Source organism: Nitrospirota bacterium (assembly GCA_004296885.1).
Classification (GTDB): domain Bacteria; phylum Nitrospirota; class Nitrospiria; order Nitrospirales; family Nitrospiraceae; genus SYGV01.
Genome location: SCVN01000008.1, coordinates 103,432 through 116,803, shown reverse-complemented (window position 1 = coordinate 116,803; position 13,372 = coordinate 103,432). Strand labels below are relative to the sequence as shown.

Genomic DNA, 13,372 nt, shown 5'->3' with positions numbered 1-13,372 from the left:
TGATCTGTATGGAAAGCCAACCATGTAGGCGAATCCCTGCAATCGATCCTGCCACTACAAAAAAATCTCCTGTCGAAAATATCCGTTAATTCATCGAGATACGTAGGATATCGAGTGTGCGGGCAGGTCGGCACTGTCCTTGCCTAATAGGGAGGTCTGTACAGGATGGTGATCAATACAGAGTTTCGGCCCTTGCGGGTCATACCCGCCTGCAGGGAAAGAAATTCTGGGGAGGGACGGACAATGGGGAAAATGCTGCAGATACCAGTCTTCACACAGACGATGATCTGGACGTTGGTCGCGATGACCCTCTTGATAGGGTGGTATCCGCCGGAGGTCAGGGCCATGGTGGCCCCCCCGGTGTCGACGATGCCGGAGCCGGCGCTCGGTTCAAATCGGGCCGCGGATCTCCAGAATATCCAGCGTGTGCTGGAATCCAAGGTTGTCCAGCAGCGGCTCGAAGACTTCGGGCTTACTCCGGATGAAGTCACTGCCCGGCTGACCCGTCTGTCGGATGAGCAATTGCATCAAATGGCGACGCAGGTGGATGCGTTGATCCCCGGCGGTGACGCCGGCCTGGGCATCGTGATCGCGCTGCTGGTGATTGCCATCCTGGCTGTGATCCTGGTGTACCTGTTGGGACACCGCATCGTGATCACCAAGGAGGGGGAAAGCAAGTAGGGGCTCCAAACAAAGAGGGAGGTCCTGCCTATGTGCAGCGGAGGATTGGCGCGCGTGGCCGTCGTGCTTTGTGCGGGTCTGTGGGGGGCGCTGCTGATGAGCTGTGCAGTCCGGCCCGATCAAGTCTCGGCTGACGCCCGATCGGCTGGAAACCGTGAACTCGCGCAGGAGTCAGTCCGGCCACACCAGGCGCTGCACCACATCCCGGTTCCGTTCTTTCCGGATGACAAGGATCAATGCGGCCCTGTGACCCTCGCAAGCGTCTTGACCTTTTGGGGGGTCCCGACGGACCCTCAAGATCTGAGAAAGGAGGTCTACACGCCCCGCCTTGGAGGGGCCCTGCCGATGGATCTCCTGCTGGCTGCCCAGGCGCGTGGGCTGGATGCCGCGATCTACGCCGGCGGTCTTGACGACCTGAAATCCGAACTGGCGGCCGGGCATCCTCTGGTGGCGCTGCTGAACCTCGGCTCCGCGCTCTTTCCGCAAGGCCACTACGTTGTCGTCACGGGGTACGATGAGCGGCGTCAAGGGGTGTACGTCCACTCGGGCCCGCTCCGCGATGACTTCGTCCCCTACGAGCGGTTCCTCCGGAGTTGGGAGAAGGCCGGCCGTTTGACGCTGCTGGTCTTGCCGGACGAGAACCGCAGGAAGGCCGCCTCATGATCGCCAGGGTATGGTCCGTTAGAGGGTCCGTCGCGTGGCTTATGGTGATGACCCTCCTGCTGGGAGGCCTCCAGGCTTGTTCGAGCATCCCTCGGGTCGTGGTGCTCCATGATCCCTTGACCCCCGAGGAGCACGTCACGCTGGGAACTTCGTATGAGGGGCAGGGTCTCAAAGAGATGGCGGCTCGCGAATATCAGGCCGCCCTGCATCAACGGAGCGATTTCGTGCCCGCCCTCATCGGCTTGGGCAATCTCTCGTTCGAGAGCGGGGCGTTCCAGGAAGCGGAGGACTACTATCGCCGGGCCTTGGACGCCGCCCCCAATCATTCCGGCGCCGGCAACAACTTGGCGATGGTCTACCTGTCGCGAGGAGAACGGCTGGACGAGGCCGAGCGGCTGGCCGGGAACGCCCTGGGGCAAGCGGGTCCGTTGCGCCCGTATGTCCTGGATACCCTGGCCAGGATCTACATGCGAACCGGACGGTACCAGGAAGCCAAGGCCATGCTTGCAGAAGCCGAGGCCATGGCCCCGTCCGAGAACAAGATCCTCCATGAACGGCTGGCCCAGTCGAAACAAGAGCTGGGTGCCGTCGATTTTCGAATGCCGTAAGGGTTGCATGGGCATGGGCGCGCGCCGTGCGCCGCCCGCTCCTGTGTCTCCGGACCCTTCCGAAGCCTGGGCGTGCACGCGTTCCGTCGCGGCAAACCAGCCCGGTGTATGGTGCTACCGCTCGTGGTTGTCCTATTGGGGGCGGACGGGTATCATGGCTTCCCATGCGCGCACAGTACGATGCCATCGGCGAGACGTACGTCGGGTGGAAAGAGACGCCGATTCCCACCTACACGGAAGTGCCGACCGTGAAGCGGCTGCTATCCGGAGCGATCGAGGGGCGGAGCGTCCTGGACCTGGCCTGCGGAACCGGCTACTACTCCCGCCTCTTCAAACAATTGGGGGCGGCCAAGGTCGTCGGGGCGGATGTGTCGGACACGATGGTCGCCGCGGCCCGCGAGGCGGAAGCCAAAGCTCCCCTGGGCATCGAATACCGAGTCGCGGACGCAGCCGAGCTGTCGTGGCTGGGAGCCTTCGACCTGGCGACCGCGACCTACCTGTTGCATTACGCGGAAACGGCGGAAGCGATGCGCAACATGTGCCGGAACATTGCGGCCAACCTCAAGCCGGGAGGCCTGCTGCTGGCCCTGCTGCCTGAGCCGGACTATGTGATGGGCAGGGGCGATACGGAACGGTATGGCTTTACCTACCGGCTCGTGGCGTCGGATAAAGACTGGCGGCTTGTCCATGCGGACGTGCACACGAACCCGCCCTTCTCCATCGAGTATCGGCATTGGGCCAGGGCGGTGTTCGATGAGGCGGTCCGGTCGGCCGGGTTTGCCGACCTCCGGTGGCACCCCTTTGAAGTCTCCCCTGAAGGTCTGGCCAAATTCGGCGCGGGCTACTGGCGAGACCTGATCGAAAATCCGATGAGTACCATCCTCACCGCGCGATTGACGGCCCCGTCAAGCCGCTAGATCCTCGGATCGAATCAGTCCGCCGCCTGAGTCCGCACATGCTCGGGGCGGATACCGACGCCGATCAGCCGGGCCGGCAGGCGGCGGAGGAAGGGAAACCGGGCGAACAGTTTGAGCGGCAGCGGGGGCTTCATGGGACCGGTCCCGCTCAAGACCTTCGAGACGACCTGCTTCTGGACCAGTACCTGCATTCCCTGAACGATGCGCGTGGGCAGCAGCCGCCGTTGCTGCACCAGGCGCAAATGATCCGTGGTGAGCGCTCCCTCGCGCAGAGGTTTGGCCAGCAGGTTGGCGGCGGCGACTCCGTCCTGGACGGCCAGGTTGACGCCCACCCCGCCGATCGGCGACATAGCATGGGCCGCGTCGCCGATGCAGAGCAGGCCCGGCTTGTACCAGTGGAGCAGGCGGTCCACCTGGACGGTGAGCAGTTTGACGTCGTCCCAGTTGCGGATTTCGCCCCGCCGGTCGGCGGAGAAGGGCGCGAGTGTCGCCACATCCTCGCGGAACGCGTCGAGCCCGCGCTTGCGGTTCTCCTCGGCCGAGCCCTTCATGATGATGTAGCCGAACTGCCAGTGGGAGCCCCGGTTGATCATGATCAGGATGCGTCCCGCGTCGAAGTGCCCCATCGTTTCTTCCGGATCGCCGGCCTTCCGGGAGATGCGGAACCAGAGCACATCCATGGGCGCGCCCAGCTCCTGCACGTGAAAGCCGGCCTTCTCCCGCACCACCGAATGGCGCCCATCCGCCCCGACCACGAGGTCCGCCTTGATTGCCAGCTCTCCCTCCGGTCCCGTCGCACGGACCCCGACGACCCGGTCTCCCTCCTCGATCAGACCGGTCGCGTTGGTGCTTTGTCGCAGCTGGAAGGTCGTGTACCGGGCTCCCTGCTTGGCGAGAAAGTTCAGGAAGTCCCACTGCGGCATCAGAGCGATGAATTGGCACCGGGTCGGCAGGTGGCTGAAGTCCGCGAGGGGGAACGACGTGTCGCCGACCTGGACTTTCAGCAGGCGGGCCTTCTCGTGCGGCAGCTTCAGAAACTCGTCCAGGACTCCGAGCTCGTGCATCAGCTCGAGCGTGGAAGGATGGATCGTGTCGCCCCGGAAGTCCCTGAGGAAGTCCGCGTGCTTCTCCAATACGATGACGTCCACCCCGGCGCGGGCCAGCAGCAGCCCCAGCATCATCCCCGCCGGCCCTCCGCCGACGACACAGCAGCGTGTGGTGAGCATCTCCATAGCCTGCCTCCCGGCGTACAGGTGCGATGCGGTCTTGGGCTTTCGGCGCTCCTTATGCCTGCACGAACGTGGTTACTTTGCGCCTGGTCCGTTCCCTGAGGGAGCAGTCCCGAAGGGTGTCGGCAAGGTGCTCCAGATCCGGAATGCCGTAGAGCGTCACGGTAGGAAAGTTGGGATCGGACGACCGCAGGTGCAGCAAGCAATGGCCGACCAGCCTCATGCTCAGCGGCTTCTGAAGATCGAAGTGGTCGATGCGGAACAGTTCGATCGTGTCCTTGGTCTTGGACAGCAGGCCCTTTTCCACGCGGATGCGCTGGGTCGTGATTTGATAGGTGGTGGCGCGGCTGTTCGGCCAGCACCAGAGGTAAGCCAGGCCGAGCGTGAGGAAGACCAGGACCCATTGCCCGACCCTGTAGATCACCCTGGGATGGCCGGTAAAGAGCTGCCGTTCCTGCTCCGCCTCGCGCGCCGCCGCGAACGCGGCCAGGTCTGTGCCGCAGAACCGGCACTTGATGGCGGCGGCCTTGATCGTTTCCGCGCAGACCGGACAGACCTTCGTGTCGTCGCTCATGCCATCGCCTCGCCGTCACATCGAGGGGCGCCCGGGACGTGCGTCAGTCGATAATGTGGGGGGCGGTGGCGCGGATGTACGCGACCACGTCCCGAATCAGGGCATCGCTCAACGTGTCGTCCCAACGGTGCATGTCCGTATACAGTTGTCCCTGCTTGATCGCGATGGTCAGCTCGAAGTCGGTTTTTTCACGGGAGCGCTTGTCGAGGAAGTTTGCGGGGGGGCGCACGAGATTGGCTGCATCCGGGCCGTGCCCGTCCAGCGCCGCTCCGTGGCAGCGCACGCAATTGCGCGCATAGATGGCCTGGCCGTTTCTGGCATCTCCCTTGGGTGCCTGTTCACCGGCCCAGGTATTGGCCGCGAGCAGAGCCGCCATGATGCAACCGAACGGCAGGAGCCATTTCATCGCCAACCTCCTGTGCAGGTGCGCCGGCGCGCTCTCGCGCCGGACAGGCTGAAACTCCGGCGGATTATAGCAGAATCGGAGAAAGGTCACGCTATGCAAGGGGGGCGCGCGTCGTCTTTTCCGGCCCGTTCCATGAAACCCTCACGGTCTCTTCGCCCTTCACGGGACGGTGCGGGCAGCAACGCCTGCCCCCATCGTTGGGCTAAAAAAATGGGTGAGGGGCTGCTCCAAAAGCCTGGGTCTTGGGAGCTCGCCCGCGATGCCCGCGCACGCGCCAGGTTCCGCCTTCATTGACCATGTAGTGCGTTTCTCCATACCAGCTGTCGATATTCACCTGTTCCCCGGTCTCTTTCGAGAGGGCCCACAGGCTCCCCGTACAGGTGACCTCGACACTCTGCGGCTCACCCGGGACGGTGATAAAGCGGGAGAGAATGTGGTTGCTTCGGAATTCCCGATGCTGCTGCAGGAGTTCGTCCCAGACCTTTCGTAGCTCTTGTTTCGTCAATCCGTGATAGCTGTAGCCGTCAGAATAAAGATCCATTAACTGGTCCAGTTGGCCTGCCTGAAGGGCCGTCTCCGCACGGTTGAACGCAGCCAGGATGCCGGCGGCAGTGGCGTTGTCGACCTTCACCTCGGCCCAGCTATCCACCATGATTCCGCCTCGATGCATGAGCGGGGGGATCGTACAGCCATACAGTCCTAACAGCAGTCCCATGGCGACAACGCGAGCAGTGATCGAGGACAGCAAGCGCATGACTCTCTCCTTGTTGGTGTGGTTCCCGCGTAGGACGTGACAAGTTTCGGAAATGATGGGCTCGCCAGGAGCAACAATCAAGGAAATAGTAAGGAAGGAATCAGCGGGCGCGCGAGGGGGGAAAGGAGGGCAACTGTCACCGTGGTTGAATCGGGCGAACCGGTTCCCGTATAGTGGGTGCACACAGGGGATGGAGTCCCCCGGATAACCGCCTTGGCCAGGCTGATGACTCCTACGCTGCCGACGATCGGAGCGGGGGAGTTGTCACCTATGACGTGACAACCGCTGCCAGGCGGTTTTTTTGTGCCCTCAACGGAACGGAGGACTCCTGTATGGAACACATCTTTTTTGCCGCGTCCCTGTGGCTTGCCATTGCCATTCTTTCCGCCCTCCTCGCCAATCGGCTCCGCCTCTCGATCGCATTGGTGGAAATCTGCGCCGGCGTGGCGTTTGCCTACATTGCCGGGTGGCTTGAGCTCGGGGACGTGCTGGGCGCCCAGTCCGACTGGGTGCGATTTCTCGCCTCTGCCGGCGCCGTCGTGCTGACTTTCCTGGCCGGCGCCGAACTGGACCCCAACGTCCTGCGATCCAAATTGGCCGAGGTCAATACCGTGGGGCTCGTCGGGTTTCTTGCGCCGTTTTTCGGGTGCGCCGCGCTCGCGTTCTATGGGCTGGGATGGAGCGCCGATGCGAGTTGGTTGTGCGGGGTGGCGCTCTCGACCACCTCGATGGCGGTGGTCTACGCGGTCATGCTCGAAACCGGCTTCAACAAGACGGAGTTCGGGAAGGGCGTTCTCGGGGCCTGCTTCGTCAACGACCTGGCCACGGTGATCGTGCTCGGCCTGCTGTTCGCGCCCTTCACCTATAAAACCCTCGTGTTCGTCGCGGTCAGCGCCGTGGTCCTGATGTCGCTGCCGGCCGTGACCGGATGGCTCACGCAGCAGTACGCTCATCGTACGGCCGCCATCAGGACGAAGTGGGTGGTGCTGGTGCTTTTCGGATTGGGCACGCTGGCCCTGTGGTCGGGCAGCGAAGCCGTGCTGCCGGCCTATTTGGTCGGCATGGCGCTGGCCGGCAACGCCGCGCGAGATGTCCAGTGGATTTACCGGCTCCGGACCCTCACCATCGGATTCCTCACCCCGTTCTATTTCATTCGGGCGGGGACGCTCGTTTCCTTGCCGGCCTTGCTGACGGCCCCGGCGGTCTTTCTCGCGCTCCTGGGGGGCAAGGTGGCGACGAAAATCTTCGGGCTCTATCCCGTGATCGGCCTGTTCAGGCAGGAGCGCAAGGAACGCTGGTACTACACGCTGCTGATGTCGACCGGATTGACCTTCGGCACCATCTCGGCGCTCTATGGGTTTTCCCACGGCATCGTCACGCAGGAACAGTACTCTTTCCTGGTCGCGGCCGTGATCGCCAGCGCCGTGGTACCCACCGCCATCGCAGGCCTGGCATTCGTCCCGTCGCACCTTTTGCCGGAGGCAACTCGGGCGGGTCAACCGGTCCGGCCGCTGAACAGTTTCGGCGACGAAGGCTAGGCGAATGCGTGCAGGGCGGGGGAAGGGGTGCCAGTCGCCATCGGCGGGCCGTCAGAGGTAGGAGTCTCAAGAAAAAACTTCCGACCGCTTTTAATTTTCAGGGTCTTGTCTCTCACCGCGCTGCCGCGCTTGAGGCAGCCGCCTGCCATTCTGCGAGGGCCGGGACGAGCTTGCCGTGAACCAAGAGGTACGCAACCAGATCCAGGGTATGTTGTGCGTCTTCGTCGAGTGCAAAGTCGGTCTTGATCTCGCTGATACGCCGCTGCAACTGCCGGTATGTCTCCGCGGGCCACGTTTCCTGTCCTTCCTCGAGTCCGCTTGGAATGCCGCTCTGCCTAAACAGCTCCAACAGACGGGCCTTGCCCGGATCGGAGCGGTCCTTGTAGCGAGCCCAGATCGTGTAATAGGCATCATGGACGTGGCGTAGCCGCAATCCGATGATGAGGGGGCGTACGCGCAGCTGGCCGGACAGCATCAGGTCCTGCCAGGACGTGCGCGGGTCGGGCGCGCCGGACGGTGGCACCGTCAGGCGCAGTCTATAGTTCGGAATGAGATCGTCGAAGATGACGCCGCTGGATTCTAGAAACTGAAAGACCGCGTCTTCATGATGGTCAATGGCGGCATCCACGGAGTTTCGGCCTTGCCCCAGATAAGTATCGCGTGAGGCATAGGTCTCTTCGATGCCTTGCAGCTGAAATTTCGTGCCTGTACCCATGGCGTCGATCGACGCGTCGATATAGATGGCGAGGGCAAGATTGGTCGACGGCGTCTGCTCGATCTCGATTTTCATTTGGGTGAGCAGCGTGAGCAGCCCGGAATTGTCCGATAATCCGCCGTCCGCAAGGAACAAGCGCTGTCCCTGGAAGGCGATCTTGTTGCCGAAGTGGTGCACGGCGAGGTTCGGATAAATGAAGGGGAACGCGGACGACGCATAGACCGCATCGGCGATCTTCACGCCTCCCGGGTCGACACGGGCGAACACAAGATCGTTCTCGCTGGTAATGGCCTGCGGAGCGTTCAATTGGTTCGTCCACATTTTCGGCTGATAGTAGCCCGTGTCGATGAAATGTCTGGAGAAGACGAATCGGACCCGATTGCCGACGTCGAACGCATTGAGGTAGAGAACTGGCCGTTGCGGGAGCTCGCCGAGAGTCCGGCCATCGTACAGATGGTCGTCATAGTCTTCCCTTGCGAGGTTCCCGCGATTGAAGTCGGTGAAGAGTGTTCTCCCCCACGAGAGGGGATTGAGCAAACCCTGGAAGTACCATTGGCGCCGGCGATAGTTCAGCCTCATGCGGTCGAGGTACTCGTCCCAGGGCTGTGCCTGGGGCCGGGCGAGCAGCTCATCGCGATGCGCGACGAAATAGGCAGCCGAGAGCGCCCCCCCGGACACGGCCGATACGAAGTCAATCTGACTCAGGAGGTCCGAGGGATGGTCGCCCTTGCCTGCCGGAGGCAGCGTCAATTCCGCCCGCTGTATCTCGCGCAGTATGGCGGCTGTGAGATAAGCCGCGCGGCTGCCTCCTCCGGAACAGGCAAGGCCGATGGAGAGCGGTCGTGGCGTTGCAACGACAAAGGGGAACGGGTCTTGCCGCGTGAGCGGGAAGGTGCCGGCTGATTCGCCGATGGGGCCGTATGGCCCGCCCGACCCGAGCCAACTGCAGCCGGCCAGCGCTATCGCAACCGCCAGGGCCGCACTCACACAGCCCCGCACGAGCAAAGGACCGCGTGAAGTCGGATCGCCTGGGACATCCGTCGCCATCGGTGGGCGTCTCACAAAACTCTGAATGTCCCCATTGTTTTCTGAACTTTCTAAAGGTCTTCTGGCGTGAGTCCGCTCAGTTTTTATGAGAGTCGGCCAAGACAAGAAGAGCTAGATCTTGAGCGGCTGCCGATGCCTCTTGCCGCGTCGTGCCGTAGGCCATGACACCAGGCAGATCGGTCACCTCGGCGATCCAGCGTCCGTCTTCTTCCTGCTCCAGCTCGATTTGAAAGTGCGTCTGACCCATGGGGAGGGCTCCTTCTCAACCACCGTCCGTCCACGCACAACAGGGTAGTCCCGGCAAGCCCAAAAAACAAGCAACGAGCGGGTCGCGATGGTCGTCGTTCGTCTCTCGTGACGCATGGTTCGTCGGCGGGCCGTCGGGCTTCATCGGAAACCGCGCCTGCCGCCTGTTCTCTCTCCGACACCGATTGTTCCTCCAAACGGGTGACGCACTGCCACTTGGTACATGAGAGCCTCCTGCCCTGTGTAGTGAAGCCCACAACGTTGTAGGCGATTGCCTTCAACGTTGTCCTGAGTCATCGCTCTGAAGTCGAAAACCTGTCACGCTTTCAATCAGTTCAGTGAGGCAGGTTGCCTGTGTGATTGGCACAAGCATTGCTAAGTTTCTAGGATGAACAGGTGCGTCTTCTCACAGCACGCTCCGCAGAGCCTCGGAGTCGGAACAGTGCGAAGACCATAAATCTGACGATGGGGCATCCTCGCGCGCCGGTTTCTCGCCACGATCGCGCGTGCGTGGCCGGCCTCGGCGTCCGGTCTTACCGGCAGGGAAGAGACGATCGCGTCACGGCAAGCCATTCATCGAGGTGCGGGTATGGACAAATTCTGGAAAAACTTAAGCGCGATGTTCAAGGAAACCGCAACCATCGTCTACCATATCGCCGTCCTGGCGTTGAGCGCCGGCGTGGCTCTGTCGCTCCCGGATGTGGCCGGATTCTTCTCCACGGATTTTCCCCAGTACTGGTCCATTGTCGAGCATGATCAGATCGCCCTCATCGTGCTGGAAGTGGCCGTGGCGATCATGTTCATTTCATGCCTGAACTATCTGTGCCGCAGCATTGAGGACCGGAAGCTTGCCGACATGGCCGCGGACGCGGGCTTCGCCTATTTTTTCCCGAGGCACCGGACCTTCGCGCAGCGGCGAATCAGGAGGTTGAAGAAACGGCACGGCCTGGCGAGAAACGTCATGGTCATCGGGTCGACGGGAGACCGGACGTTCGTGAACCCCAAGGGGGATCTGCATGAGGTGCTCAAACATTGCCTGGAGGCCAAAATCATGCTGCTCAACCCCTACAGCGAGGCCGCGCGGGTGCGCGCCCGGGCGATTCTCGAGCCGGACATTACCGCCGAGAGTTTCCACGAGCAGGTCGGCAGGACAATCGGGTTCCTGAAGCAGTTGAAAGCGGCGCAAAAGTCGGTCCGGCTCAAGCTCTATACGGACCCGCCCCATGTCAAACTGGCCATCCTGGGCGATCACATCTGGCTCCAGCATTACCACGTGAGTTGCGACGTGCACGTGATGCCGGAATACGTCTTCCGGCACGATCACAACGACCATGGGTTGTACACGATGTTTTATCAGTACTTCATCAAACGGTGGGAAAGCCCCGAAATCCCCGAATACGATCTGGGGACGGACGAGTTGGTCTACACAGAAAGCAACGGCATCGTCATTCGTCGGGAGCCGTTCGGAGCGGAAGCCGGAGCCGCGGCCGGCCGGGACCCCCTGGAAGCCATGCAAGCCTGAACCGCCGGCCAGGGGATTCCGCGGGACGATCGGCCCCCTGTCCAAGCGGTGGAGGCGTAGCGTATCGCCGGTCGCCTAGGTCCCAGAGGTTCGGACCGAACCGAAGCCGGGCACAGGGACTAAGGCAATCCGATCCGATCACCCGCCGCCCTCGGCGTGCGGCTCACATTATTCTGAATGTCCGTTGTTTCTCGCAGAAGCAGAGAGCGCCTCTCGTCATGTCCCTTTCGTGGCCATGGCCGTCATCAAGCCCCACAGCCAGTTGATTTTGTAGCGGTCGATATCCACCCGGGCGTAACCGGCCTCTCTCAGCAGGCGCGCGCACTCCCGCTCGCGGTACACCTTGACGTGCGCGCGGCTGAACAGCCGCAGATACAGGTCGCACGCACGGCATGTCAGGTAATCGTCGCACCAGTCGGTGATGACAAGGCGGCCTCCCGGACGCAAGACCCGGTTCATTTCGCGCAGCGCCGTGAGGGGCTGCCGAATGTAGTGGAACATGTTGCAGGAGACGACGACGTCGAACTGCCCCTCCTCGAAAGGCAGACGCTCGGCCAACCCCTCCCGAAGATCGACAGCCGCCGGAAGTCTGCGGCGGGCAACCGCCAGCATCTCCGGCGCAGGATCGACGCCGGACAACTGTGCCGAAGGATGCGAGCGCGAGAGACGGGAGAGCAACGCTCCGGTGCCGCAGCCGACATCGAGCACCCGGTCGGCGGGCCGCAAGCCGAGCCGCGCTATCGTCTCACGAGTCGTCGCCTCCACATAGAATGACCATTTCGTGTCGTAGTCGGGCGCGAGGCGGGCATACTTCTCGGCGGCGGGAAGCTGTGATGATTGGCGATGGGGCATGGTCATGGCCGCTGCGCGCGAGAAGAAGCGGCGAGGATGCGTTGTCAGTGGCGGGATTAGAGCAGAAACAGCGAGACCCTGCAAGGGCAAGGGGTGGAGTTCAGCGGCCGCGCGAGGGTGGGGGCAGGGCGTCGGCTATCTCTCGTGAAGCGTCGTTCGTTGGCGGGAGTCAGGGGCGGAGGCGATCCGATCATCCGCCATCGGCGGGCCGTCAGTCTTCGGCAGAAATGGTTCCTGACACCGGCTACTTCCCACTATCGCCAGCCGATAGATATTCCTCCTCTCAATCGGTATATTAGTCACGGTATTTCCGGCTCTAGACATGTTGTCGCCAGACGTGGGGGCGCTTCCTGCCCTGGCAGTAGGCGGCCGGTCCTGACAGCAAGGAGGTTCCTATGAGTGATCGCCATGAGTCGTCCCGCCGTGAGTTTCTCTATCGAGCCTCTCTCACGGCCTTGGGGGTCGCCCTGAGCTCGAGTCTGACGTCCTGTAGTTCGGGCCCGCCCTTCAGGACCGAGGAATCCACCGATCCCGCCAAGGCGCTCCAAGCCTTGATGGATGGAAACAGGCGTTTCATGGAAGCCAAGCTGATGCCGCATGACTGGAACCTGGAACGCCGCAATGCGGTGGTGACCGGCGAACAGCCGTTTGCCTCGGTGCTCTGCTGTTCCGATCCACGGGTCCCGCCCGAAGTCGTATTCGATCAGGGCTTAAACGATTTGTTCATTGTCCGAGGCGCCGGCCATACGGTGACCGACCAGGTTCTCGGGAGCCTGGAGTACAGCATCACCGGCCTCAAGCCTCCCGTTCGGCTGATCGTCGTGCTGGGGCATCAGGATTGCGGGGCCATCAAGGCCGCGATCAAAGAAGTGTTCAACAATGTCACGCCGCCGGGCAACCTCGCGAGCCTGACCAAGGCCATTAGACCGGCGGTTGAATTGGTGCGGGAGCTGCCGGAAGATCGGCGGCTGCCCGAGGCCGCCAAGCACAACGTGCTCCTCGTGGTGCGCCAGTTGAGAGAGGACAAGTACCTCGGGCCGCTCTTGAAAGACAAGAAGGTCCATGTCGTCGGCGGGATCTATCAGATGGAAACGCCCATCGAATCGGGCCGAGTGGAGTTCTTCACGGCCACGCCCTAATTGTGTGTTGGCGCGGGCGCGGACGGAGGCGTCTCAGCAACGGAGAACGTCCCCCTGTTCTTTCACACGTCGGCCTCGACGGGGTTGTTGAACGAGGCCTCCCCGACCTGTCGGTCAGCTGAGGAAGAAGTAGTAGGCGCCACCGGCGATCAGGAGCAGGGCCACGGCCGCCATCATCTTCTCGTGCCCGCACGGGCCCTCTTGCGCCTTGCAGGCTTGCATCGAACACATGACCGACATGACGTCCCTCCTTGCTCAGGGTGGGCCGAACGAAAGGCCTGTGCAGTCCCAATGATACGCCCCCTGCCGGACTTGTCAACGCCCATGCGCGCGGGATCGTGCGAGGGTGGGGCAGGGCGTCGTTTGTCGGCGGGAATCAGTGGTGGGGGCGATCCGATCATCCGTCGCCTTCGTCGGGCCGTCAGAGTTCAGCGGAAATGTACTCCGACCTCAATTTCCTTCACGAGACTGCGATCTCTTC

Annotated in this window: 13 protein-coding genes and 1 pseudogene; 7 read left to right on the top strand and 7 right to left on the bottom strand. The window is 62.3% G+C overall.

What is annotated here, in order from left to right; genetic code table 11:
- Positions 1 to 252: 252 nt before the first annotated feature.
- The 4 genes from EPO61_05665 to EPO61_05650 all read left to right on the top strand — a co-directional run bounded on the left by EPO61_05665 (position 253) and on the right by EPO61_05650 (position 2,869).
- Positions 253 to 681: a hypothetical protein gene (locus tag EPO61_05665; protein TAJ09544.1), complete on the top strand. Its 429-nt coding sequence runs from the start codon at positions 253 to 255 to the stop codon at positions 679 to 681.
- Between the two features lie 30 nt (positions 682 to 711).
- Entirely contained in the window at positions 712 to 1,344 is a 633-nt protein-coding gene (locus tag EPO61_05660; GenBank protein ID TAJ09543.1) for a hypothetical protein, read from the top strand.
- Positions 1,341 to 1,952 carry a tetratricopeptide repeat protein gene (locus EPO61_05655; GenBank protein ID TAJ09542.1) on the top strand — a complete coding sequence of 204 codons (612 nt, stop codon included), beginning with the start codon at positions 1,341 to 1,343 and terminating at the stop codon, positions 1,950 to 1,952. Before EPO61_05660 ends, EPO61_05655 begins: the two co-directional genes overlap by 4 nt.
- A 164-nt stretch (positions 1,953 to 2,116) precedes the next feature.
- The gene (locus EPO61_05650) at positions 2,117 to 2,869 is read left to right on the top strand and encodes a class I SAM-dependent methyltransferase (GenBank protein ID TAJ09541.1); all 753 of its coding nucleotides are present in this window, start codon (positions 2,117 to 2,119) and stop codon (positions 2,867 to 2,869) included.
- A gap of 14 nt (positions 2,870 to 2,883) precedes the next feature.
- Here the strand turns inward: EPO61_05650 and EPO61_05645 are convergent, their stop codons facing one another.
- The 4 genes and pseudogenes from EPO61_05645 to EPO61_05630 form a co-directional block, all read right to left on the bottom strand.
- Positions 2,884 to 4,101: an FAD-dependent oxidoreductase gene (locus EPO61_05645; protein ID TAJ09540.1), complete on the bottom strand. Its 1,218-nt coding sequence runs from the start codon at positions 4,099 to 4,101 to the stop codon at positions 2,884 to 2,886.
- Positions 4,102 to 4,585: 484 nt separating this feature from the next.
- Positions 4,586 to 4,672: pseudogene (locus tag EPO61_05640) on the bottom strand (hypothetical protein).
- A gap of 43 nt (positions 4,673 to 4,715) precedes the next feature.
- Complete coding sequence (locus EPO61_05635) at positions 4,716 to 5,078, bottom strand: cytochrome c (protein ID TAJ09539.1); 363 nt, start codon at positions 5,076 to 5,078, stop codon at positions 4,716 to 4,718.
- A 202-nt stretch (positions 5,079 to 5,280) separates the two neighbouring features.
- On the bottom strand, positions 5,281 to 5,832 hold the full coding sequence (locus tag EPO61_05630; GenBank protein ID TAJ09538.1) for a hypothetical protein: 552 nt from the start codon (positions 5,830 to 5,832) through the stop codon (positions 5,281 to 5,283).
- Between the two features lie 332 nt (positions 5,833 to 6,164).
- Here EPO61_05630 and EPO61_05625 point away from each other — a divergent pair, with 332 nt between their 5' ends.
- The gene (locus EPO61_05625; protein TAJ09537.1) at positions 6,165 to 7,370 is read left to right on the top strand and encodes a cation:proton antiporter; all 1,206 of its coding nucleotides are present in this window, start codon (positions 6,165 to 6,167) and stop codon (positions 7,368 to 7,370) included.
- A 112-nt stretch (positions 7,371 to 7,482) separates the two neighbouring features.
- Here the strand turns inward: EPO61_05625 and EPO61_05620 are convergent, their stop codons facing one another.
- Both EPO61_05620 and EPO61_05615 read right to left on the bottom strand, forming a co-directional pair.
- On the bottom strand, positions 7,483 to 9,147 hold the full coding sequence (locus tag EPO61_05620; protein TAJ09536.1) for a patatin-like phospholipase family protein: 1,665 nt from the start codon (positions 9,145 to 9,147) through the stop codon (positions 7,483 to 7,485).
- A 61-nt stretch (positions 9,148 to 9,208) separates the two neighbouring features.
- A complete protein-coding gene (locus tag EPO61_05615) occupies positions 9,209 to 9,379 on the bottom strand; it encodes a type II toxin-antitoxin system HicB family antitoxin (protein ID TAJ09535.1) in 171 nt (56 codons plus the stop codon).
- Positions 9,380 to 9,967: 588 nt separating this feature from the next.
- On the opposite strand from EPO61_05615, the gene EPO61_05610 reads away from it, so the two are divergent.
- Positions 9,968 to 10,900 carry a hypothetical protein gene (locus EPO61_05610; GenBank protein ID TAJ09534.1) on the top strand — a complete coding sequence of 311 codons (933 nt, stop codon included), beginning with the start codon at positions 9,968 to 9,970 and terminating at the stop codon, positions 10,898 to 10,900.
- 216 nt (positions 10,901 to 11,116) lie between these two features.
- Here the strand turns inward: EPO61_05610 and EPO61_05605 are convergent, their stop codons facing one another.
- Positions 11,117 to 11,752 (bottom strand): methyltransferase domain-containing protein, encoded by a 636-nt coding sequence (locus tag EPO61_05605; protein ID TAJ09687.1) that lies wholly within the window; start codon positions 11,750 to 11,752, stop codon positions 11,117 to 11,119.
- Between the two features lie 395 nt (positions 11,753 to 12,147).
- Between EPO61_05605 and EPO61_05600 the strand changes: the two genes are divergently transcribed.
- A complete protein-coding gene (locus EPO61_05600) occupies positions 12,148 to 12,891 on the top strand; it encodes a carbonic anhydrase (protein ID TAJ09533.1) in 744 nt (247 codons plus the stop codon).
- Positions 12,892 to 13,372: the final 481 nt, after the last annotated feature.